Here is a 20,385-nt window from a genome sequence, read left to right on the forward strand (position 1 = left end):
CCCCGTCGCCCTTCGGTTCCCGAACCTAAGCCGATCCTTCCGACGTCGGGAGCGTTTTTGCGCCGGTCAGGCGAAGACGATGACGCCGAACAGAAGCATGAGGAGAAGGCCGACGAGGACGACGAAGATCAGGAGCTTGGCGATGCCCGCGGATGCGCCGGCCACGCCGCGGAAGCCGAGAAGGCTGGCGACGGCAGCGACGATGAGGAGGATGACGATCCATTCGATCATGAGAAGAGGTCCCCGCTGTTCTGGCCGGACTTCGGCGGTCTGACAACCGCCGAAGCGGGATCGGGTTCCGTCGGCGCAACGGGGCGCTGAACCTGCGAAATTCGCGCCGCGCCATGGGCGGAGGCGAGCCTGCGCCTTATCTGGCGCCTTCACGAGTTGGCGCGGGGCGCCGCGAAGGGGACGACCGACGCCGATGAGAGTGCTGACGCTTCTGAACCAGGATGGTGGCACTCTGCGCACCGCCGACCTCGACGAACTGACCACGCTCCTCGAAGGCGAGTTCCAGGTGCACGGACACGAGATCACCGTGAAGCGCTGCGAGGGCGCCCGGATCGTCGAGGAGATCGGCCGGGCGGCCAAGAGCCGCGAGATCGACGTGCTCATGGTCGGCGGCGGAGACGGCACGGTCTCGGCGGCGGCCGAAGCGCTCTACGGCACGGAGATCGCGCTCGCCATCCTGCCGGCGGGCACGATGAACCTCTTCGCCCGCACGCTGCAGATTCCGCTGGCCCTGCCCGAGGCGATCGCGGCGCTCGCCACCGGCGTGATCCTGCCGGTGGACCTCGCGACCGTGAACGGCAAGCCCTATGTCCATCAGTTCGCCGTCGGCATCCATGCGCGCATGGTGCGCATGCGCAAGCACATGAATTACGGCTCGCGCCTCGGCAAGATCATGGCGACGACGCGCGCCGCCGTCACCTCCCTGAAGCGTCTGCCGCTGGTGGAGCTGCAGATCGAGGTCGACGGCGAAGCCCGCCGGATCCGCACGCCGGCCCTGGCGATCTCGAACAACATGTATGAGGACGGGCACATCCCCTACGCGGACGACCCGCGGGGCGGCGTTCTCGGCGTCTATATCTGCGAGGCCCGGCGGCCGATCGCCGTGATGAAGCTGACGCTCGACATCGTGCGCGGGCGCTGGCGCGAGAACCCCTACATCACCGTCGTCTCGGCCCAGAAGGTCGTCATCGACTATCCGGCCGGCAATAAGGAACAGCGGGCCGTGCGCGACGGCGAACTCGACCGGCTCGATTCGCATTCTGTGGTGGAGATCCAGGCCGAAGCGCTGAAGGTGGTGGCGCCGCACGAGGCCAGCTACGTGCCGGCCGAGCTGCGGCCGGCGGCCTGACAGGTAAAGGCCGGCGCGTGGATTCGCGCCGGCCTTCTTGCGGTCAGTGGTGGCGAAGCGCGTCGATGAGTTGCGCCTTCGTCTTTCCCGAGCGGCCCGCAAGGCCGATCTCGCGGGCGCGCTTCACGAGGTCGTCCTTCGTCCAGTCCTCGTAGGGCGGCGAGCGCCCGCCCTTCTCTTCGGGATGCAGGGCGGGATTGGCCTTGGCGTTGGCGATCCGCGCGGACTTCTCCTTCGAGTAGCCTTTCTCGCGCAGCGTTTCGTACAGTTCGGGATCCTTGATGCTCGGCGCAGCGGCATCCGCCTTCGATTTCGCCATCGTCGTCCTCCCGTACCGGATCGTCCAGGCGTCAAAGCGTGTCGAGCGTATCGTCGTCGGGCGGGCGAACGTCGGACCGCGCGGAACGGTCGAAGCCGAGGCCCTCGGCCGTGCCGTACACATGGCCACCGGCAGCGAGCATGTTCAGCGCTTCGTTCAGCTGCAGCTCCAGCGGATTGAAATCGCCGTCGTCGGCCATGTCGCGCAGGCCGACCTGATCGGCGAGTTCCTGAAGCGCCGCCTGGCGCTCCTCCACGGTGAGGGACGGATCGTTGAGGATGTCGTCGACCTCGGCCTGGGAGATCGGTCGAAGGCCGAGATCGGCCTGTCCGGTCAGGGCAGGGTCGCCGGCGGTCGGCCCGGTCTCGACGGGATCGGTCTTGTCGAAGGGATTGCTGGTCATCGCATGTCCTCCCTTTGGGCGGCGCTTCGCCGCGATCGGAAGGGCCCGCGTCCCGGTGGAGCGCGGGCCCTTGGGGGCTGCTATTACTGCTGCTGCGTCGTCGCCGGGGCGGTCGTGCCGGTGGACGTGCCCTCGCTCGGGGTGACCGTCGTGCCGGCCGGCGGCGGATTGTCCGTCGGCGTGGACGTGGCGCTCGTTCCGACTTCGGAACCCGGAAGGAAGTTCGAATAGACGGCCAGTCCGGCGGCGACGACCACGCAGAGGGCCAGGGCCACGATCAGGATCATCAGGACGGGTTTTCCCTGACGACCCTGGCGCGCTTCGGTCGGGCGGATTTCAGACATGGCGGCGGTACTCCTTGACGGTTTCTGTCGTCACAACGCGCGAGCAGCCCGAACGATGCAGGACAGGGGCTGAGCGGCGCAGGGACGGATGAGGAAGGGAGGGAGAGGGCCGGCGCGGCCGGCGGCTCTGGCGGCGCGTCGGAACGAGAAAGGGCCGGCCGTCCCGAGGAAAGCCGGCCCTTCGATGTCGGTGGCGGTCGGGCGCTGCCCGAACCCGTCAGATGCCGCGGTGGCGGTAGTGGTCGAGCAGGCGCCAGGCGCCGAGGCCGACCATGGCGACGGCCGGCAGGACCAGAAGCCCTCGCCGCTTGCGCACGGCCGCGAAGAGCATCGGGGCGTTCGACAAGGCCGCGACGCCGGCCATGGAGGCCATGTCGCGCCGAAGCGCCTCATCGGTTCGACGCCGGCGCGGCCGCTTGGCGATGCCGATCACCACGGCCGTGACGCCGCAGAGAAGCAGCATCAGGACGGCGAATCCGAGCGAGGTCGCCACGCCGCCATAGAGGCTGGCGAGCCAGGCGAAGAGCGCCCCGAAGAGAAACGCGACCGCGAAGAAGCCAAGCAGGCCGAGGACGGCGTAGAGGATCGCCAGGCTTTTCAGCTTGGCGAAATACGCCCCCGCTTCGCCCGTCAGGAGACGGCCGATCAGCGCTCCCATCATCTAAAGATTTTGGCGTAGAGGTAGCCGATGCCGGCGGCGATCAGCACGGCCTTGACCGGCTCTGCGCGAACCTTCTCGCTGAGCTGCTCCTCGAGGTCGGACGCGGCGTCCTGCGCCTGGCGCAGGTAGTGCTCGCCCTTCTGATAGACGTCGTCGCGTAGCGCGAAAGCCTGCTCGCGCGCGTTGCCGGCGGTGCCCGTGGCCATCGACTTCAGCGATTCCGCGATGCCCGAGACGTCCTCTCGCAGCTTGGCGATCTGAGCCTCGAGATCCTCCCGCGAGCCGCGGCCGCCGATGGGCTCCTTATCCGAGAAAGCCGAACCATACTCGTTCGATGTCGTGTCTGATGCCATTGTCGCTTCCAATACTGACTAGGAGGAGCACGCGACGGCAGGCGAAGGCCATGCCGTGTTGTCGCAGGCGAAACCGCCAAGCGGCCGCAAAGTTCCCTGATCCGCCGGCCGGTCTGCGAAAGCCTCACCGCGCGGTGCGATCGACGGCGCCGGCGCAGGGAGGCCCATGGCGAGCCTCTCTCGAAACACTCGGTCCGCACGGGTGCGGAGCGAGTGTGCCGGGGAGGCGGCTCGGCAGTCACGGCCGCCGGCTTCGGCCCCGCACGACAGAGCGCGTCACGACCGTCGCCGCGACGGAATGCCGACGAGTTCGGCCCGCAAACGAAAACACCGCCGTCGAACCGACGGCGGTGCCCGTGTCCCGCGCCATCGGCGCGGTCGGTGATCGCGCGGTCAGGCGGCCGGGGCAATGCCGATGATCTGCGACGAGATCGAGTCCGGCCCGTATTCGCCGTCGCCCTCGATGCCCAGCACTTCCGCGATGCGGGTGCGGGCCCGCGAGACGCGGCTCTTGATCGTGCCGACCGCGCATTTGCAGATTTCGGCGGCTTCCTCGTAGGAGAAGCCGGACGCGCCGATGAGGATGAGCGCCTCGCGCTGGTCGCTCGGCAGCTGGTCGAGCGCCTTGCGGAAGTCCTGCAGATCGAGATGCCCCTGCTGTTCCGGGTGACCGGCGAGCTGCATCGCGTGCAGGCCGTCGACATCCTGGACCTCGCGGCCCTTCTTGCGCATCTGCGTGTAGAACTCGTTGCGCAGGATCGTGAAGAGCCAGGCCTTGAGATTGGTGCCGGGCTGGAACGTATGCTGCTTGTCCCAGGCCTTGACGAGCGTCTCCTGGACCAGGTCGTCGGCCCGGTCGAAGGAGCCGGACAGGGAGGCCGCGAAGGCTCGCAGGTTCGGAATGATGGCGATGAGTTCTCGCCGGAAGTCTGGTTGTTCGGCCATGGCGCTTCGCTCGGTTCCCGGTCTGTCGATGCTGGCGGCTCTCACCGCCGACCGTCGTCGTTGCCGGCCGCTTCCGCGGCATCCAGCGCATCCAGGAGAGACAGGAAGCGGTCCGGCACCGGCTCGCTCGCCACGTCGTCGTAATAGGCCTTCAAACGCCGGCCGATCGCCGAGTTGGGGCCCAGATCGACGCCCGGTTCCACCGGCTTCTGTCCTTGCGTCGCCTGCACAATCTTATCCTCGGTATCGTGATCGTCCATCAGCCCACTCGAAACCCGCACCGGCCCGCCGACCCTCAATCGAACCGGGACCGGCTCGTTGTCCGACGCTCCGCTCTGCCGTTGCGGCAGAAAACCGGAAAGCCAGTCGATTCCGTCCCTTATCGTCTTCACTTCTGCGTTGCGAGCACGTCAAGTAGAGCGGTGCCGCATGAACGCAATGACGCCCGGCGTGATTCATTTTCTCTGTGCGACGCGCTGACTTCGACCGGTCGGATCCGTCGCGAAACCGTTTTCCACCGCCGAATGGGACGAACGTCCCGCACCCGTCGTTCATCGCGCAAAACCGGGTTCGCACGGAAAAGTTCCGCCCCGCCTTGGAACTTTCAGCCGCCGACCACATTTCGCTTCGACCGTCGTCAATTCAATCGACACGAGGGGAGTATTCATGTCGATGTCATCCCGCATAGCGCCTCATATCCCGTATTTGCGGCGCTATGCTCGGGCTCTCAGTGGTTCCCAGGCGAGTGGCGACGCATATGTCGCGGCCGTGCTGGAGGCGCTGATCGCCGATCCGTCGCTGTTCTCGACCGAGCAGACGCCGCGCATCTCGCTGTACCGTCTCTTTTCCTCTCTCTGGCAGTCGCTCGACGTGAATGTCCGCGAGGATGCGCCGACCTCGGCCTGGGAAGAGCGCGCCACGCGCAATCTTCGCGCCATCTCGCCGCTGCCGCGTCAGGCCTTCCTTCTCGTGGCGGTGGAGGGGTTCACCACGCAGGAGGCGGCCTTCATCCTCGGGTCCGGCGAGGAGGAGTTCTCGCGGCTCATCGATCAGGCGAGTTCCGACATCGGCCGTCAGGTCTCGACGAGCATCATGATCATCGAGGACGAGCCCCTGATCGCGATGGACATCGAGCAGATGGTGGAGGGCCTCGGCCACACCGTCACGGGCATCGCCCGCACCCACAAGGAAGCGATCGCTCTGTTCGACAAGCAGCGGCCGGGCATGGTGCTGGCAGACATCCAGCTGGCCGACGGCAGTTCGGGCATCGATGCGGTGAACGACATTCTCGCGGAAGTCTCCGTTCCGGTGATCTTCATCACCGCGTTCCCCGAGCGTCTGCTGACCGGCGAGCGTCCCGAGCCCACCTTCCTCGTGACCAAGCCGTTCAATCCCGACATGGTGAAGGCCCTGATCAGCCAGGCGCTGTTCTTCGAGGCCGACGACAAGGTCGCCGCCTGACGCCGGGCTCTTCGCGAGCGCGGGCTCACTCCTCCTTTCGCCGACCAGCGCCGGGCTCCGCCCGGCGCCGGCATTCCGTCAGGCCGAGCTCCAGCCGGTCGGGTCGTGCCTGCGGAAGTGACGATCCCGCGCTGGAACCTTCCATCCCATAGACTGTTGCCTTGTCAGCCAGCTACCGAAGTGCCATCGCTCGGCTGGGCTATGTATGAATGGTTGCGCGCCGCATGAAACGGAGATCTCTCGTGGCAGCCGACGGTAAGCGCGGGATCGTGCGCAACGTCCCCCGAAGGAACGCTCCCATCGCCGCGGGCATGTCCTGATGGTGGCTTGGAAGGCTTTGGCGGCCCTGTCGAACACGGATCTCGCCGTGTTCGCGCAGGATTCCGATCTTAAATATTGCTGGGTCTTCAATGCGCAGAACTCGTGGCTCGCTCCGGCGGTCGCGGGGATCAGGGACGACGACATCCTGCCGGCCGGCGCCGCGGAACGATCCAACCGGATGAAGGCCGAGGTCCTCTCCACGGGCCGCCCGCTTCGCTTCGAACTCGCCGTTCCGCTCGGCAATGCGACGCGGTGGTACGACATACGCCTCAATGTCGACCGGAACGACGCCGAGGAGGTTCTCGGCGTCATCGGAACATCGATCGACATCACCGACCAGAAGCGCCGCGAAGAAACGCTGAAGACGCTCCTGCGCGAGCTGTCCCATCGCTCCAAGAATCTCCTCGCCATCATCCAGAGCCTCGCGAGCCAGACCGCCCGACACACGGTGACGGTGCCGGAGTTCCTCGTGCGGTTTCGTGGCCGCATCCAGTCGCTGTCCTCCTCGCAGGACATCGTGACCGACACGGACTGGCGCGGGGCGGATCTCATGAGCCTCGTCGTCATGCAGGTCGAGCGCTATGCGCCGGACGGCATGGAGCAGATCCATCTCGACGCGGTGGACGTCTATCTTTCGCCGACCGCCTCCCTCCATGTCGGGCTCGCGCTTCACGAGCTTGCCGTCAACGCCGCCTCCTACGGGTCGCTTTCGGTGCCCGGCGGCACGGTGACGATCCGCGCCTGGATCGAGCCCAGAGACGGCGAAGACGTGCTCCTTCTGGAATGGCGCGAGCATAACGGTCCGCGCGTTCGCACGGAGCGCGATCCGCGGTTCGGGACGTCCACGCTGGTGCGGATCGTGCCCAACGCGGTCGGCGGCGAAGCCCATCTCGAATATCACAGCGACGGCATCTGCTACCGGCTTTCCGTTCCGCAGCCGCAGTTCGAGCTGATCACGCCGGACATCGTCTGACATTTCCTCGGTCGAGACCGTCCCCGAAGACCGTCCTCGCGAAGCCGACGGTCGCCGGCGCACGCCGTCCGTCGGAGATGTGAGAGCATCGCGCCTCAGGAGCATCAGTTTTGGGAAACCTCGGAAAATGTTCCGTCAAGGGACGAAATCCACTATCACACTAACGTGATAACGAACGCGTTCCGACGGGGAACGAGACGCGGCGGATCGCGGTTTGATGTCCAAAGGAGAGGGTCCGATGGAACACGTTGCCGCTTTCATGCTCTTGGTCGGTTGCTCGGGTAACCTGCAGTCCTGCAACGAGATTCCGGTTCCGGTCCCGGCCTATGAAACCTTGGCAGACTGCCAGGAGGACCTGCCCCTGCAGATCAGGTTGAGCAGCGACTCCTCGCAGCGCGTGCTTGGAGCCTGCAAGGGCGTCGCGCCGGACGTGTTCGAGCGATCCGCAAGCATCGACTGGACGATCACGCGTGACGGCCGCCTCTCGATAGACTTCACGTCCGAGCCCCAGATCGTCGCAGCCCGCTGATTCGCGAGGCCAGGGCCGGTCGCGCACGATGAGCGCGTTGACGGTTTGCTGACGTTAAACGTCGATGGCTGCCGGGATTTCGGCCGGGGCGTTGAACCTTTTTCCCGTTGACGCATTTTATGGTCGGGACACTGTTTTCCAGTCGAGAGGACTCCATGCGTAACAAATTGGCGATCGTCGCGTTCTGCGCCGGCATCACGGCTCTGGCCGGTTGCACCACCGAAGACCGCTACACGGGCGGCGGTGCCGCGCTCGGCGGTCTCGGCGGCGCGGCCATCGGTGCCGGCGTGACGGGCAACGCGCGTGGCGCCCTCATCGGAGGCGCCTTGGGTGCCGGCGCCGGCGCCATCGCGGGCAACGTGGTCGGCCGTCAGCAGTCGCAGCCGGGCTATTGCCGCTATTCCGACGGCAACATCTATCGCTGCCCGGCCGGTTACTGACCGCCGCCGGATCGGCGTCAGTTCTAAGTCTGCCAATGCCGCCGGATATTCCGGCGGCATTGTCGTATCCGGGTCCCTGGACGGACGGCCGTCTCATCTCGTCGCGTGCGACTTGCCCGGTTTCCCGCCGCCTGTCAGTTTCGCTAGGATTTGAAAGGACCGTCTCCTTGCCGAATATCCGTTCGTTGCGTGGGCCGTCGCTTCGCGAAGATGCACCCCAAGCTTCCGGAAGCGCGCACGCCGCCAGACGCGTCCTGCTCGTCCTCCCCCTGCTCGCTCTCGCGGCCTGCGGACAGAACGGCCGCTACCCCGCCGTCGCGGGCGCCGTGTTCGGTCTGGATGGCGCCGAAGTCGCGCCCTACCGGACGGGGAAGGTGAGGGAGGTCGTGCCCGGCCCGGGCGACCGTCTCATCGGCCAGTCCGCGAACGTTCCCGACGACTGCATCTATGCCCGTTCCGCCTCCGGCGTCCGGTTCCGCGCCGCCTGTCCTGACGGGTTCGAGCTCTAAGCGGGCCCCGAAGCTTTTCGGCGACCCGTGGAGCCGATCGCCTTCGACGTCACGAGGATGCAGCGCGATCGAACCGTCCGTCGCGTCCCGCTTCGGGCGCGTCAGTTTCCGTCCCCGACCAGACCCACGAACGCGTTGCGATAGCCCCCGAGGGCGACGACATCGTCGGCAAATTCGATCCGGCGCAGAAGGTCGCCCTTCGCCAGTTCGAAGCCGCGCCGGTCGGCGGTCGCGATGCGCCACCCGGTGCCGTCCGCCGCGATTGCGTCGACGGCGTCGCCATGGTCCTCGTTCATATGCGCCACCGCGCGCCGGGCGGCATTCTCCAGCCCGTCTCCAGCCGGATCGAGAAGATCGTCGGCGTCGAGTTCGTAGGCGCGGGCGAACCCGCCGTTCAGCGAAGCCCCCAGCGGCTCGAGCCGCAGGATCGAGAAGTCGGGAAAATCGATGTAGAGGCTCGCCTTGGGATGACGCGACAGGAATCGGGCGCGCAGGTCCGCATGGACAGCCGTCCCGGCGCCAATGCGTTCGGCTCTCGCGAAGACAGTCATCCGCGGATGGGCGAGCGGGTCGCCGCGCCCATCCTCGCCGACGAGGATCGAGCAGCGCGGATCGGCCGCCAGCGCTCTCGAATGCAGCGACAGGCCGGAGACGAGGACGAGCGGCCGCCCGCGAAAGTCGGTGGCGAGAAGCGTCCGGCTGACGGCGGGAAAGCCGTCCTGCGGCCGCAGGCAGCCCAGCGCCGCCGTGCGCGCGGCGCGCAGGAGGCGGCGGGCGAGGGCGCGTGCGGCCTCGTCCACGCGCTGCGTCACCAGTCGCGTCCTCGCGTCACCGGGCGCAACGCCAGCCGGCGCACCGCTCGCCTCGCCTGTGCTCATGGCATCCGACCTTTCCCGAAAGCCGACTCCGCGGCCGTCACCGGCCTCCGAGCGGCGCGGCAAACGCGGCTTCCTGCCGCCTTCGCGCGTTTCCCGTCTGGCGAGGGCCCCGCCGCCGCGATATCTGAGGCCCTCGTCGTCGATGTCGATGCCCAGAGGAGACGTGCAGGATGGCCGATCGCAAATCCGAGATCCTGGCGCTTCTCGCCGCCTTGCCGACGCCCGACGGAAAAGGCGACGTCGTCTCGCGCGCCATGGTGTCCGATATCTTCGTGGCGGACGGCAAGGCCTTCTTCTCCATCTCCGTGCCGGCCGAGGAGGCCGAGCGCTTCGAGCCGTTCCGCCGCGAGGCCGAGGCCAAGGTGAGGGCGCTGCCCGGCATCGAGAGCGCCATGGTGGCGCTGACGGCGGAGCGGGCCGCCGGTGCCGCCCGCGCCGCGCCGCCGCCGCCGGCCCGCCCGGGACAGGCGATCCGGCCGGGGCCTGGCCCCTACGACCGGGGCGGACCGCCGCCGCGCGCCGCGGGCCACGCCCATCCCCATCCGCACGCCCAGCCGGCCCAGGCCCGCCCGCAGCCCGGCCAGACGCAGCGGCCGGGCGTGCCGGGCATCGAGCGCATCATCGCGGTCGCCTCGGGCAAGGGCGGGGTCGGCAAGTCGACGACCGCGGTCAATCTCGCGCTCGGCCTGCAGTCGCTCGGCCTCAAGGTCGGCCTTCTGGATGCCGACATCTACGGCCCCTCCGTGCCGCGGCTCCTGAACCTCAAGGGACGGCCCGAATCGGCGGGCGGGCGCACGATGATCCCGCTCCAGGCCTACGGGCTGAAGGCCATGTCGATGGGCTTTCTCGTGGACGAGGAGGTGCCGATGATCTGGCGCGGACCCATGGTCATGTCGGCGCTCACGCAGATGCTGCGCGAGGTCGAATGGGGCCCGCTCGACATTCTCGTCGTGGACATGCCGCCGGGCACGGGCGACGCGCAGCTGACCATGGCGCAGCAGGTGCCGCTCGCCGGCGCCGTCATCGTCTCGACCCCGCAGGATCTGGCCCTGATCGACGCGCGCAAGGGGCTCGCCATGTTCCGCAAGGTCGAGGTGCCCGTCCTCGGCATCGTCGAGAACATGAGCTATTTCATCGCTCCCGACACAGGCGCGCGCTACGACATCTTCGGCCATGGCGGCGCGCGCGCCGAGGCCGAGCGGCTCGGCGTGCCCTTCCTCGGCGAGGTGCCGCTGGAGATGGCGATCCGCGAAAGTTCCGATGAAGGCCGGCCCGTCGTCGCCGCGGCACCGGACGGGGCCCATGCGCGGGTCTACCGCGATATCGCCGTCCGCGTCCTCGAGGCCATGGACGCGGCGAAGGCCGAGGGCGCATCGACGCCGAAAATCGTATTTGAGTGAATGGTCAAAAATTCAGCTTGCGCGGAGTTTGCGAAAAAGGTGGGATGCGCGCTTGCGCGGGACTGACCCCGCAAGCAATTCTGGAGCGCTTTCCCTATGAAAAGACTGTCACTCCTTCTCGCAGCCACGGCCCTTTCATTGACGATGGCGTCCGGCGCGCTCGCCAAGACGCTGGTCTACTGCTCGGAAGGCTCTCCGGAAGGCTTCGATCCCGGCCTCTACACGGCCGGGACGACCTTCGACGCCTCTTCGAAGACGGTCTACAACCGTCTCGTCGAGTTCAAGAAGGGCACGACGGAGGTCGTTCCGGGCCTTGCCGAAAGCTGGGACGTCTCGGAGGACGGTCTGGAATACACGTTCAAGCTGCGCCAGGGCGTGAAGTTCCAGACCACGGACTTCTTCACCCCGACGCGTGACTTCAACGCCGACGACGTGATCTTCTCCTTCGACCGCCAGGGCAACAAGGAGAACAAGTTCTTCTCCTATGCCGGCGATGCGACCTGGGGCTACTACAACGATATGTCGATGCCGACGCTGGTGAAGGCGTTCGAGAAGGTCGACGACTATACCGTGAAGCTGACGCTGACGGCGCCGAACGCGCCGATGATCGCGAATCTCGCGATGGACTTCGCCTCGATCATGTCGAAGGAATATGCCGACAAGCTGCTCGCCGACGGCACGCCGGAGAAGCTCAACCAGCAGCCGCTCGGCACCGGTCCCTTCGCCTTCGTCGCCTACCAGCAGGACGCGGTGATCCGCTACAAGGCCCATCCCGAATACTGGGGCGGCAAGCAGCCGGTCGACGATCTCCTCTTCGCCATCACGCAGGACGCCTCCGTGCGCCTGCAGAAGCTGAAGGCCGGCGAGTGCCAGATCATGGCCTTTCCGAACCCCGCCGACATCCCGGCGCTGAAGGCCGATTCCACGCTGACCACGATGGAGCAGCCGGGCCTCAACATCGGCTATCTCGCCTACAATGCCAGCCAGGCGCCCTTCGACAAGGTCGAGGTCCGCCGCGCGCTGAACATGGCGATCAACAAGGACGCCATCCTCGAGGCCGTGTTCCCGGGCATCGGCCAGAAGGCCAAGAACCCGATCCCGCCGACGATGTGGGGCTACAACGACGCCGTCGATGACGACAAGTACGACCCCGAGGCGGCCAAGAAGATGCTCGAGGAGGCCGGCGTCAGCGGGCTCTCGATGAAGGTCTGGGCCATGCCCGTGGCCCGTCCCTACAATCCGAACGCCCGGCGCATGGCCGAGCTGATCCAGTCGGACTTCGCCAAGGTCGGCGTCACCGTCGAGATCGTCTCCTACGACTGGACGCAGTATCTGAAGCTCGCGGGCGATCCGAAGCACGACGGCGCGGTTCTCGCCGGCTGGACGGGCGACAATGGCGACCCGGACAACTTCCTCGCCATCCTTCTGGGCTGCGACGGCATCGGCTCGGGCAACAAGGCCGCCTGGTGCAACAAGGACTACGACGCCCTCATCAAGAAGGCATCGACCATCGCCGACCAGGCCGAGCGCGCCAAGCTCTACGAGGAGGCGCAGGTCATCTTCAAGAAGGAAGCGCCCTGGGCGACCATCGCCCACTCGACGGTCGTCATGGCCATGTCGCCGAAGGTCTCGGGCTACGTCATGGATCCGCTCGGCTCGCACCGCTTCGACGGCGTCGACATTTCCGAGTAACGCCAGCCCATGCCACGACGAGCGTCGCCGGCTTCGTGCCGGCGGCGCTCTCGCCTCATCGGAGGCTCCCTTCAAGAGCGCTCCGGCGCTGACAGAGGTCCGCACAGCCCCATGCTCGGCTTCCTCCTCCGGCGGGTCGGCCTTCTGATCCCGACCTTCGTCGGGGTCACGATCGTCTCCTTCTTCTTCATCCGTCTTCTGCCCGGCGATCCGATCATCGCGCTGGCGGGCGAGCGCGGGCTGACGCCCGAGCGCTACGCCGAACTGCAGGCGGCCTTCGGCTTCGACCGGCCGCTCTGGCAGCAGTATCTCAGCTATTTCGGCGAGGTGATGAGCGGCGATCTCGGCCAGTCCATCACCACGAAGCAGCCGGTGCTGACGGAGTTCTGGAACCTCTTTCCCGCGACCGTCGAACTCTCGCTCGTCGCCATGCTGATCGCGGTCGTCATCGGCATTCCGGCCGGCGTGCTGGCCGCCGTCAAGCGCGGCTCCTGGGCCGACCAGACGATCATGGGCACGGCGCTCGTCGGCTATTCCATGCCGATCTTCTGGTGGGGGCTGCTCCTCATCATCCTCTTCTCCGGCATCCTGCAGTGGACGCCGGTCTCGGGGCGCATCTCGCTTCTCTACTTCTTCAAGCCGGTCACCGGCTTCATGCTGATCGACAGCCTGATCTCCGGCCAGGCCGGCGCCTTCCGCTCGGCGCTGAGCCACCTCATCCTGCCCTCCATCGTGCTCGGCACGATCCCGCTCGCGGTGATCGCCCGCCAGACGCGCTCGGCCATGCTCGAGGTGCTCGGCGAGGACTATGTGCGCACGGCGCGCGCCAAGGGCCTATCCTCGGCACGCGTCATCGGCGTCCACGCGCTGCGCAACGCGCTGATCCCGGTCGTCACCACGATCGGCCTCCAGATCGGCGTGCTCCTCGGCGGCGCCATCCTCACGGAGTCGATCTTCTCCTGGCCGGGCATCGGCAAATGGATGGTCGATTCCGTCTTCCGCCGCGACTATCCGGTCGTGCAGGGCGGGCTTCTCATCATCGCGCTCATCATCATGCTCGTGAATCTTGCCGTCGACCTTCTCTACGGCCTCATCAATCCGAGGGTGCGCGCGCGATGAGCCATATCGAAGCCGAGAAGGCCGAGCAGGGCGTCGGGACCGACATTCCCGACCGCCTGCCCGGGCCACGCAAGCCGCAGAGCATGCGCCGGCGCCAGCTCGCCGAGTTCTGGTACTATTTCTCGGTCAACCGCGGCGCCGTGCTCGGTCTCGTCGTCTTCGCCCTGATCGTGGCGACGGCGCTGGCCGCGCCGCTTCTCGCCCCGCACGATCCGACGGCGCAGGACCGCAGCGTGCTGCTCATCCCGCCCTTCTGGCAGGAGGGCGGGCGCATCGCCTTTCCGCTCGGCACCGACGCCGTCGGGCGCGACGTCCTCTCGCGCCTCATCTACGGGGCGCGCTACTCGCTTTATGTCGGCCTCTTCGTCGTCATCGTCGCGGTGACGGCCGGCGTCGCGCTCGGGCTTCTGGCCGGCTATCTGCGCGGCTGGGTCGACACGGTGACGATGCGGGTGATGGACATCATCCTCGCCTTCCCGTCGCTGCTCCTCGCGCTCGTCGTCGTGGCGGTGCTCGGGCCCGGCCTCCAGAACGCCATGCTCGCCATCGCGCTGGTCCTCATGCCGCATTTCGTGCGCCTGACGCGCGCGTCCGTGATCGCCGAAAAGCAGCGCGAATACGTGACGGCGGCCAGGGTCGTGGGGGCGGGGCCGCTGCGGCTGATGCTGGTGACGATCCTGCCGAACTGCCTCGGGCCGCTCATCGTGCAGGCGACGCTCTCCTTCTCGAACGCGATCCTCGACGCGGCGGCTCTCGGCTTTCTCGGCATGGGCGCCCAGCCGCCGACGCCCGAATGGGGCACGATGCTGGCCGAGGCGCGCGAGTTCGTGCTGCGCGCCTGGTGGGTCGTCACCTTTCCGGGCCTCTCGATCCTCGTCACCGTGCTCGCCATCAACCTCGTCGGCGACGGATTGCGCGACGCGCTCGATCCGAAGATGAAGCGGAGCTGAGGGCTTGGCGGCGATTATCGACCTTCTGGGGCTGAAGGACGTCGCGCAGCAGACGGCGTTTCTGACGGGGGCCCTCGGCTTTCTCGGCGTCCTCGTCACCGGGTCGATTGCGGTCTTCACCTGGCTGTCGAACAAACAGCACGAGCGTCGGCTGGAGAAGCGTAGACGGCTGGATCGACAGATCGATATGGTCTTCGCCCTGCATGCGGAAATTGCGGCGGGCCTCGGGGCCGTCGCCGATCAGCAGGAGGAGGACGAGGCGCGTTATCTCGTGGCGGACGAGTGGCCGGCGGGCCCTTCGGACCGGACGGACTTCGTCTTCGAGACCCTGAAGGCCGACCTCTCGGTCCTGCCGCAGAGCGTCATCCCACCAGATCGTCCTCTACTACCGGCTGGCGGAGCAATCGAACCGGCTGGTGGATTTCCTCGCCGGCGACGCCTACGCGCGGCAGGGGCCAGCCCAGCGCAGGCGCTATGCCGGCAACATCCTGGCCGGACTGCGCGACCAGCAGATAGCGGCGGTCGGAGCGCTCGACGCGCTGGAGCGTTTCATGAAGCAGCACGGCATCGCGAGCCCGGCCCGCAGCCGCATCGGCTCAGACGAGTGGGCGGATCGGTCCGGTCATGCGTCCTCTCCTTCTGCCACGATGACGTAGATATAAGCCATCAGAGGAAGCATTCCTAGACGATGCCCCTTCTCACCATCCGCAACCTCTCCGTCACCTTCGCCACGGCCTCCGGGCCGTTCAAGGCGGTGGACGGGGTGGATCTCACCGTCGAGCCGGGCGAGGTGCTCGGCATTGTCGGCGAGTCCGGCTCCGGCAAGTCGGTGGCCATGCTCGGCCTGATGGGCCTCCTGCCGGCCAGCGCGACGGTGACGGCCGACGAGATGAGCTTCGAGGGCCGCGATATGCAGCGGCTGACGGCGAAGGAACGGCGCGAGGTGATCGGGCGCGACGTCGCCATGATCTTCCAGGAGCCTGTCGCCAGCCTCAATCCGTGCTTCACCGTCGGCTACCAGATCGGCGAGACGCTGAAGGCGCATCTGAAGCTCGGCCGTTCCGAGCGCCGGACGCGCACGGTGGAGCTTCTCGCGCAGGTCGGCATCACCGATCCCGAGCGGCGCATGAACGCCTTTCCGCACCAGTTGTCGGGCGGCATGAGCCAGCGCGTGATGATCGCCATGGCGATCGCCTGCAACCCCAAGCTCCTCGTCGCCGACGAGCCGACGACGGCGCTCGACGTCACGATCCAGGCGCAGATCCTCGATCTGCTCCTCGATCTCCAGACCCGCAAGGGCATGGCGATGATCCTCATCACCCACGACATGGGCGTGATCGCCGAGACGGCCAGGCGCGTCGTCGTGCAATATGCCGGCCAGCAGGTCGAGCGACAGGCGGTGGCGACACTCTTCGAGGCGCCGCACCATCCCTATACCGGCGCGCTTCTGGCCGCGATTCCCGAGCGTTCGACGGGCCGGCGCCTGCCGACCATTCCGGGCGTCGTGCCGGGGCAGGGCGACCGGCCGGACGGCTGCCTCTTCAACCCGCGCTGCCCGCGCGCCGACGATCTCTGCCGCACCGTTCGGCCGCCGCGCCAGAGCGCCGCGCTCGGCGAGGCGCTGTGCCACTATCCCCTCAACGTCGGAGAAGCCGCGTGAGCGCGATCATCACCGCCCGCGACGTCGGCCAGGATTACGAGGTCGGCCGCGGTCCGTTCCGCAAGGCGATGGCCCTCCAGGCCGTGCGCGAGGCGAGCTTCACCGTGGAGGAGGGCGAGACGCTCGCCATCGTCGGGGAATCGGGCTGCGGAAAATCGACCCTCGCCCGCATGCTGACCCTGATCGAGACGCCGACGCGCGGCGACCTCGTCATCGACGGGCTGCCCGTGACTCAGGGCGACCCCTCGACCGCCAAGCGTCTGCGCTCGACCGTGCAGATCGTCTTCCAGAACCCCTACGGCGCCCTCAATCCGCGCCAGAAGGTCGGGGCGATCCTCGAGGAGCCGCTGAAGATCAACACGAAGCTCCCGGCCGCGGAGCGGCGGCGGAAGGCGCTGGCGATGCTGGCGCAGGTCGGCCTGCGGCCCGAGCATATCGACCGCTATCCCCATATGTTCTCCGGCGGCCAGCGCCAGCGCATCGCCATCGCCCGGGCCATCATCCTGGAGCCGAAGATCCTCATCCTCGACGAGCCGGTCTCCGCGCTCGACGTGTCGATCCAGGCGCAGGTGCTGAACCTCCTGCAGGATCTGCAGGAGCGCCTCGGCCTCACCTATGTCTTCATCAGCCACGACCTCTCGGTCGTGCGCCACGTGGCGAACCGGGTGATGGTCATGTATCTCGGCCGGCCGGTGGAACTCGCTCCGGTCTCCGCCCTCTACGAGACGCCGCTGCATCCCTATACGCAGGCGCTTCTCTCGGCGACGCCGGCCACGCGCCCGGCGGACCGCGCCACGCGCATCCGGCTGACCGGCGAACTGCCGTCGCCCTTCGCGCCGCCGCCCGGCTGCTCGTTCAATCCGCGCTGCCCGCTCGCCAACGAGCGATGCCGCACGGAGCGCCCGGTCCTGAAGCCGCACGGCGCCTCGCAGGTCGCCTGCTTCGCCGTGGACGAGGGGCGGATCTCGCTCAACTGATCGCTGGGTCGCTCTCGTCCCGCGAGGGCACGACGCAGCGGGCGACGTCCGTCCCGCCGGCCTGCGCCCGCGCGCCCAGCCGAACGCGATCGCGGCCGGCGTTCTTGGCGTCGTAGACGCCCTGATCGGCCCGCACGATGGCCGCGGCGATGTCGGGCGCGGCCTCGGTGATCCCGGCGACGCCGATCGAGGCGGTGATGCCGATCGTGGTTCCGGCGATCTCGATCGCCATGCGGGCGATGGCGAGGCGGATGCGCTCGGCCATGCGAAGAGCCACCGTGTCCGAGACGTCCGGCAGCATGAGGACGAACTCCTCCCCGCCGAAGCGGCCGAAGATGTCGTCGCGGCGGATCGCCGAGCGGATCGCGGCGGCCGTGCGCACCAGCACGAGATCGCCGGCCGCGTGGCCATAGGCGTCGTTCACCGACTTGAACCTGTCGAGGTCGAGCATGAGGATGGCGTGGTGCCAGGCCCGGTCGCGGTCGTGGGCCAGCCGATCTTCCAGGACCGAGAAGAAGGCGCGCCGGTTGAGGAGGCCGAGCAGCGGGTCCAGCGAGGCGAGGCGCTGCAGCTCGGCATTGGCCTGACGCAGTTTCGCGGTGCGCCCGACGACCTCGGCCTCGATCGCCTCGCTCATGCGGTCGCGCTCGGTCACGTCCGTGAAGGTCAGCACGTAGCCGCCCGAGCCGATGGCCTTGCCGACGATCTGGATATGCATGCCGCAGGGGCGCCAGCGCTCGGCGCGCAGCGGCGCCCGCGCCAGGATCGGCTGCATGCGCTGCGCGATGTGGTGCTCGTAGGGCCCCTGGCCGAACTCGCCATTGGCGCAGATGTAAGTCAGAATCTCCAGATAGGCGCAACCGAGGTCGAACCCGGCCTCCGGGAGGTTGTACATCCGGCGATATTGCGGGTTGGCGAAGGCAACCCGAAGATCACGGTCGAGGACGATGATCGCCTGGTCGATCTGACCCAGCGCCTCGATCAGCAGCCTCTCGAACGTATCTGTGTCCGACCTGGCCGGCCGGGCGTTCCGAAGTGCGGCACGGGGCCTTTTCTGAGCCATGACGATCCGACCTGTCTCGATGAACCGTCATTATCGTCCTGAAGACTTACTATTCCCTTCCGGCAATGTCCGGATCGGATTCATCTATCGTTTGTATCTATCGGCCGCTGATGGCGCTCCAGCGCGTCGACGATCTCCTGCGGGCGGATCTCGCCGAGGATCTGGCCGCGCTGCGAGACGATGACCGAGCCGCGCCCGCCCGACAGCGCCGCGACGACGCGGCGCAGCGGGGTCGTGGGTTCGGCCATGGCGCCCACGCGCGGCGCGGGCGCGTCGCGGTCGAGGGGGCGCATCACGTCGCCGGCGGTGAAGACGTTCAACGGGTTCATATGCGCGACGAAGTCGGCGACATAGGGCGAGGCGGGGCGCAGCGCGATGTCCTGCGCGGTGCCGGTCTGCACGAGGGCGCCGTCCTCCAGGATCGCGATGCGATTGCCGATCTTGAAGGCCTCGTCGAGATCGTGGCTGACGAAGACGATCGTCTTCTTCAGCTGCCTCTGCAGGTCCAGGAGTTCGTCCTGCAGCCGGGCGCGGATGAGGGGATCGAGGGCGGAGAAGGGCTCGTCCATCAGGAGGATGGGCGCATCGGTCGCGAAGGCGCGGGCAAGGCCCACGCGCTGCTGCATGCCGCCGGACAGTTCGCCGACGCGCGCGCCCGCCCATTCCGACAGGCCGACGAGTTCGAGCTGGGCGGCGACGCGATCGCGCCGCTCGGCCTTCGCCATGCCGGAGAACTGCAGGCCGAGGCCGACATTCTCCGCCACGCTGCGCCAGGGCAGGAGGGCGAAGTGCTGGAACACCATCGCCACCTCGTGCCGCCGCAGCTCGCGCAGACGGGCCGCGCCGCAGGCGGCGGGATCGACGGGGCCGGCGCCCCCATCCACCAGCACCCGGCCGCGCGTGACGGGGGCGAGGCCGTTGACCGCCCGCAGCAGCGTCGACTTGCCCGACCCCGAAAGACCCATGAGGACGGCGATCTCGCCGGCCGGAACGTCGAGGGAGGCGTTCGCGATGCCGAGCGTCGCGCCGCAGGCGTCGCGGATCTCGGCGCGCGAGCGTCCGGCGTCGAGAAGGCGCAGCGCCTCCGCGCGCCGGTCGCCGAAGACGATCGTGACGTTCTGGAAGGAGACCGCGATGGTCCCGGGCGCTGCGTCCCTCATGACCGCGCACCGTCTTCGATGCGCACGAAGCGGTCGAGAATGATGGCGAGGAGGACGATGGCGAGCCCGGCCTCGAAACCGGTGCCGATGTCGATCGTGTTCAGCGCCCGCACCACGGGCACCCCGAGGCCGGGCGCGCCGACGAGGGCGGCGATCACGACCATGGAGAGGGAGAGCATGATGGTCTGCGTCAGGCCTGCCATGATCTGGGGCAGGGCGTGGGGAATCTCGATGGCGAAAAGGCGCTGCATCGCCGTCGCGCCGAAGGCGTCGCCGGCCTCGAGAAGCTGCGTCGGCGTGGAGGCGATGCCGAGCCGCGTGAGGCGGATGGAGGCCGGCAGCGCGAAGATGACGGTTGCCACGAGGCCGGGCACCATGCCGAGGCCGAAGAGGATGAGCGCGGGGATGAGATAGACGAAGGTCGGGATCGTCTGCATCAGGTCGAGGACCGGGCGCAGCCCGGCGTAGAGCCGCGGGCGGCGCGCTGCCGCGATGCCGACCGGCAGGCCGATGGCCATGCACAGGGCGGTGGCCGCGAGGACGAGCGCCAGCGTCTCCGTCGTCTCCTCCCAGAAGCCGAGATTGATGATGACGAGAAGCCCGCCGGCGGTCAGGAGCGCGGCGGCTATCGTGCGGCGGGCCAGAAAGGCGATCGCTCCGAAGGCCGCGACGACCACGAACGGGTGGGGCGCCTGGAGAAGAAACAGGATGGCGTCGATGAAGGCCGAGAGCCCCGCCTGGATCGCGTCGAAGAGGAAGGCGAGGTTTCCCGTCAGCCAGTCGACCACCGTCTCGGCGACGGTGCCGATGGGCAGGGGATGAGCTTCGAGCCATTCCACCTTGACGGGCATTCCTTGCGTGCGGGGAG

The 20,385-nt window shown here is 67.8% G+C and carries 25 protein-coding genes; 13 read left to right on the plus strand and 12 right to left on the minus strand.

Annotation, left to right across the window (positions count from 1 at the left end; translation table 11 throughout):
- Positions 1–66: 66 nt before the first annotated feature.
- On the minus strand, positions 67–231 hold the full coding sequence (locus ASG48_RS18060) for a DUF1328 family protein (RefSeq protein ID WP_082529549.1): 165 nt from the start codon (positions 229–231) through the stop codon (positions 67–69).
- Positions 232–424: 193 nt separating this feature from the next.
- On the opposite strand from ASG48_RS18060, the gene ASG48_RS16575 reads away from it, so the two are divergent.
- Positions 425–1,360, plus strand: coding sequence for a diacylglycerol kinase family protein (locus ASG48_RS16575; protein ID WP_055852454.1), 936 nt, complete (start codon positions 425–427; stop codon positions 1,358–1,360).
- Positions 1,361–1,403: 43 nt separating this feature from the next.
- On the opposite strand, the gene ASG48_RS16580 is transcribed toward ASG48_RS16575, so the two are convergent.
- The 7 genes from ASG48_RS16580 to ASG48_RS16610 form a co-directional block, all read right to left on the minus strand.
- The gene (locus ASG48_RS16580; RefSeq protein WP_055852457.1) at positions 1,404–1,679 is read right to left on the minus strand and encodes a hypothetical protein; all 276 of its coding nucleotides are present in this window, start codon (positions 1,677–1,679) and stop codon (positions 1,404–1,406) included.
- Between the two features lie 31 nt (positions 1,680–1,710).
- Entirely contained in the window at positions 1,711–2,082 is a 372-nt protein-coding gene (locus ASG48_RS16585) for a hypothetical protein (RefSeq protein ID WP_055852459.1), read from the minus strand.
- An 83-nt stretch (positions 2,083–2,165) separates the two neighbouring features.
- A complete protein-coding gene (locus ASG48_RS16590; RefSeq protein ID WP_156381659.1) occupies positions 2,166–2,426 on the minus strand; it encodes a hypothetical protein in 261 nt (86 codons plus the stop codon).
- A gap of 217 nt (positions 2,427–2,643) precedes the next feature.
- Positions 2,644–3,087: a hypothetical protein gene (locus ASG48_RS16595; protein ID WP_055852463.1), complete on the minus strand. Its 444-nt coding sequence runs from the start codon at positions 3,085–3,087 to the stop codon at positions 2,644–2,646.
- The gene (locus tag ASG48_RS16600; protein ID WP_055852466.1) at positions 3,084–3,440 is read right to left on the minus strand and encodes a DUF883 family protein; all 357 of its coding nucleotides are present in this window, start codon (positions 3,438–3,440) and stop codon (positions 3,084–3,086) included. Before ASG48_RS16600 ends, ASG48_RS16595 begins: the two co-directional genes overlap by 4 nt.
- A gap of 393 nt (positions 3,441–3,833) precedes the next feature.
- Positions 3,834–4,385 carry a sigma-70 family RNA polymerase sigma factor gene (locus tag ASG48_RS16605; protein WP_055852475.1) on the minus strand — a complete coding sequence of 184 codons (552 nt, stop codon included), beginning with the start codon at positions 4,383–4,385 and terminating at the stop codon, positions 3,834–3,836.
- A gap of 41 nt (positions 4,386–4,426) precedes the next feature.
- Complete coding sequence (locus tag ASG48_RS16610) at positions 4,427–4,645, minus strand: NepR family anti-sigma factor (RefSeq protein WP_162243938.1); 219 nt, start codon at positions 4,643–4,645, stop codon at positions 4,427–4,429.
- Between the two features lie 406 nt (positions 4,646–5,051).
- Here ASG48_RS16610 and ASG48_RS16615 point away from each other — a divergent pair, with 406 nt between their 5' ends.
- From ASG48_RS16615 to ASG48_RS18405, 5 genes are all read left to right on the plus strand, one after another.
- The gene (locus ASG48_RS16615; protein ID WP_055852478.1) at positions 5,052–5,846 is read left to right on the plus strand and encodes a response regulator; all 795 of its coding nucleotides are present in this window, start codon (positions 5,052–5,054) and stop codon (positions 5,844–5,846) included.
- Positions 5,847–6,165: 319 nt separating this feature from the next.
- A complete protein-coding gene (locus tag ASG48_RS16620; protein ID WP_055852481.1) occupies positions 6,166–7,140 on the plus strand; it encodes a PAS domain-containing sensor histidine kinase in 975 nt (324 codons plus the stop codon).
- A gap of 238 nt (positions 7,141–7,378) precedes the next feature.
- Positions 7,379–7,669, plus strand: coding sequence for a hypothetical protein (locus tag ASG48_RS16625; RefSeq protein ID WP_055852483.1), 291 nt, complete (start codon positions 7,379–7,381; stop codon positions 7,667–7,669).
- Between the two features lie 155 nt (positions 7,670–7,824).
- A complete protein-coding gene (locus ASG48_RS16630; protein ID WP_055852486.1) occupies positions 7,825–8,109 on the plus strand; it encodes a glycine zipper domain-containing protein in 285 nt (94 codons plus the stop codon).
- Positions 8,110–8,276: 167 nt separating this feature from the next.
- On the plus strand, positions 8,277–8,618 hold the full coding sequence (locus ASG48_RS18405) for a hypothetical protein (protein WP_156381660.1): 342 nt from the start codon (positions 8,277–8,279) through the stop codon (positions 8,616–8,618).
- Positions 8,619–8,719: 101 nt separating this feature from the next.
- On the opposite strand, the gene ASG48_RS16640 is transcribed toward ASG48_RS18405, so the two are convergent.
- Positions 8,720–9,430, minus strand: coding sequence for a pyridoxamine 5'-phosphate oxidase family protein (locus ASG48_RS16640; protein WP_244486931.1), 711 nt, complete (start codon positions 9,428–9,430; stop codon positions 8,720–8,722).
- Between the two features lie 236 nt (positions 9,431–9,666).
- On the opposite strand from ASG48_RS16640, the gene ASG48_RS16645 reads away from it, so the two are divergent.
- The 7 genes from ASG48_RS16645 (at position 9,667) to ASG48_RS16675 (ending at position 17,294) form a co-directional block, all read left to right on the plus strand.
- The gene (locus tag ASG48_RS16645; RefSeq protein ID WP_055852490.1) at positions 9,667–10,896 is read left to right on the plus strand and encodes an Mrp/NBP35 family ATP-binding protein; all 1,230 of its coding nucleotides are present in this window, start codon (positions 9,667–9,669) and stop codon (positions 10,894–10,896) included.
- Positions 10,897–10,992: 96 nt separating this feature from the next.
- Positions 10,993–12,588, plus strand: a complete 1,596-nt coding sequence (locus tag ASG48_RS16650; RefSeq protein ID WP_055852493.1) for an ABC transporter substrate-binding protein — start codon at positions 10,993–10,995, stop codon at positions 12,586–12,588.
- A gap of 111 nt (positions 12,589–12,699) precedes the next feature.
- Positions 12,700–13,707 carry an ABC transporter permease subunit gene (locus ASG48_RS16655; protein ID WP_055852495.1) on the plus strand — a complete coding sequence of 336 codons (1,008 nt, stop codon included), beginning with the start codon at positions 12,700–12,702 and terminating at the stop codon, positions 13,705–13,707.
- An 83-nt stretch (positions 13,708–13,790) separates the two neighbouring features.
- Positions 13,791–14,657 carry an ABC transporter permease subunit gene (locus ASG48_RS16660; RefSeq protein ID WP_055852753.1) on the plus strand — a complete coding sequence of 289 codons (867 nt, stop codon included), beginning with the start codon at positions 13,791–13,793 and terminating at the stop codon, positions 14,655–14,657.
- Positions 14,658–15,073: 416 nt separating this feature from the next.
- Entirely contained in the window at positions 15,074–15,313 is a 240-nt protein-coding gene (locus tag ASG48_RS16665; RefSeq protein ID WP_055852498.1) for a hypothetical protein, read from the plus strand.
- 32 nt (positions 15,314–15,345) lie between these two features.
- The gene (locus tag ASG48_RS16670) at positions 15,346–16,317 is read left to right on the plus strand and encodes an ABC transporter ATP-binding protein (RefSeq protein ID WP_055852501.1); all 972 of its coding nucleotides are present in this window, start codon (positions 15,346–15,348) and stop codon (positions 16,315–16,317) included.
- Complete coding sequence (locus ASG48_RS16675) at positions 16,314–17,294, plus strand: dipeptide ABC transporter ATP-binding protein (protein WP_055852504.1); 981 nt, start codon at positions 16,314–16,316, stop codon at positions 17,292–17,294. Before ASG48_RS16670 ends, ASG48_RS16675 begins: the two co-directional genes overlap by 4 nt.
- On the opposite strand, the gene ASG48_RS16680 is transcribed toward ASG48_RS16675, so the two are convergent.
- The 3 genes from ASG48_RS16680 to choW all read right to left on the minus strand — a co-directional run bounded on the left by ASG48_RS16680 (position 17,287) and on the right by choW (position 20,368).
- A complete protein-coding gene (locus tag ASG48_RS16680; protein ID WP_055852507.1) occupies positions 17,287–18,357 on the minus strand; it encodes a diguanylate cyclase in 1,071 nt (356 codons plus the stop codon). The genes ASG48_RS16675 and ASG48_RS16680 overlap by 8 nt on opposite strands.
- An 80-nt stretch (positions 18,358–18,437) precedes the next feature.
- Positions 18,438–19,517 (minus strand): choline ABC transporter ATP-binding protein, encoded by a 1,080-nt coding sequence (gene choV / locus ASG48_RS16685; protein ID WP_055852510.1) that lies wholly within the window; start codon positions 19,515–19,517, stop codon positions 18,438–18,440.
- A complete protein-coding gene (gene choW, locus ASG48_RS16690; protein WP_055852514.1) occupies positions 19,514–20,368 on the minus strand; it encodes a choline ABC transporter permease subunit in 855 nt (284 codons plus the stop codon). The genes choV and choW overlap by 4 nt, the downstream gene beginning before the upstream one ends.
- Positions 20,369–20,385 lie beyond the last annotated feature (17 nt).

The organism is Aurantimonas sp. Leaf443 (assembly GCF_001425575.1).
Taxonomy (GTDB): domain Bacteria; phylum Pseudomonadota; class Alphaproteobacteria; order Rhizobiales; family Rhizobiaceae; genus Leaf443.

What these genes read in the sequence shown, in the direction of transcription:
- ASG48_RS18060 (WP_082529549.1), bottom strand. Translation starts at nt 231, where the DNA reads ATGATCGAATGGATCGTCATCCTCCTCATCGTCGCTGCCGTCGCCAGC.
- ASG48_RS16575 (WP_055852454.1), top strand. Translation starts at nt 425, where the DNA reads ATGAGAGTGCTGACGCTTCTGAACCAGGATGGTGGCACTCTGCGCACC.
- ASG48_RS16580 (WP_055852457.1), bottom strand. Translation starts at nt 1,679, where the DNA reads ATGGCGAAATCGAAGGCGGATGCCGCTGCGCCGAGCATCAAGGATCCC.
- ASG48_RS16585 (WP_055852459.1), bottom strand. Translation starts at nt 2,082, where the DNA reads ATGACCAGCAATCCCTTCGACAAGACCGATCCCGTCGAGACCGGGCCG.
- ASG48_RS16590 (WP_156381659.1), bottom strand. Translation starts at nt 2,426, where the DNA reads ATGTCTGAAATCCGCCCGACCGAAGCGCGCCAGGGTCGTCAGGGAAAA.
- ASG48_RS16595 (WP_055852463.1), bottom strand. Translation starts at nt 3,087, where the DNA reads ATGATGGGAGCGCTGATCGGCCGTCTCCTGACGGGCGAAGCGGGGGCG.
- ASG48_RS16600 (WP_055852466.1), bottom strand. Translation starts at nt 3,440, where the DNA reads ATGGCATCAGACACGACATCGAACGAGTATGGTTCGGCTTTCTCGGAT.
- ASG48_RS16605 (WP_055852475.1), bottom strand. Translation starts at nt 4,385, where the DNA reads ATGGCCGAACAACCAGACTTCCGGCGAGAACTCATCGCCATCATTCCG.
- ASG48_RS16610 (WP_162243938.1), bottom strand. Translation starts at nt 4,645, where the DNA reads ATGGACGATCACGATACCGAGGATAAGATTGTGCAGGCGACGCAAGGA.
- ASG48_RS16615 (WP_055852478.1), top strand. Translation starts at nt 5,052, where the DNA reads ATGTCGATGTCATCCCGCATAGCGCCTCATATCCCGTATTTGCGGCGC.
- ASG48_RS16620 (WP_055852481.1), top strand. Translation starts at nt 6,166, where the DNA reads ATGGTGGCTTGGAAGGCTTTGGCGGCCCTGTCGAACACGGATCTCGCC.
- ASG48_RS16625 (WP_055852483.1), top strand. Translation starts at nt 7,379, where the DNA reads ATGGAACACGTTGCCGCTTTCATGCTCTTGGTCGGTTGCTCGGGTAAC.
- ASG48_RS16630 (WP_055852486.1), top strand. Translation starts at nt 7,825, where the DNA reads ATGCGTAACAAATTGGCGATCGTCGCGTTCTGCGCCGGCATCACGGCT.
- ASG48_RS16645 (WP_055852490.1), top strand. Translation starts at nt 9,667, where the DNA reads ATGGCCGATCGCAAATCCGAGATCCTGGCGCTTCTCGCCGCCTTGCCG.
- ASG48_RS16650 (WP_055852493.1), top strand. Translation starts at nt 10,993, where the DNA reads ATGAAAAGACTGTCACTCCTTCTCGCAGCCACGGCCCTTTCATTGACG.
- ASG48_RS16655 (WP_055852495.1), top strand. Translation starts at nt 12,700, where the DNA reads ATGCTCGGCTTCCTCCTCCGGCGGGTCGGCCTTCTGATCCCGACCTTC.
- ASG48_RS16660 (WP_055852753.1), top strand. Translation starts at nt 13,791, where the DNA reads ATGCGCCGGCGCCAGCTCGCCGAGTTCTGGTACTATTTCTCGGTCAAC.
- ASG48_RS16670 (WP_055852501.1), top strand. Translation starts at nt 15,346, where the DNA reads ATGCCCCTTCTCACCATCCGCAACCTCTCCGTCACCTTCGCCACGGCC.
- ASG48_RS16680 (WP_055852507.1), bottom strand. Translation starts at nt 18,357, where the DNA reads ATGGCTCAGAAAAGGCCCCGTGCCGCACTTCGGAACGCCCGGCCGGCC.
- choV (WP_055852510.1), bottom strand. Translation starts at nt 19,517, where the DNA reads ATGAGGGACGCAGCGCCCGGGACCATCGCGGTCTCCTTCCAGAACGTC.
- choW (WP_055852514.1), bottom strand. Translation starts at nt 20,368, where the DNA reads ATGCCCGTCAAGGTGGAATGGCTCGAAGCTCATCCCCTGCCCATCGGC.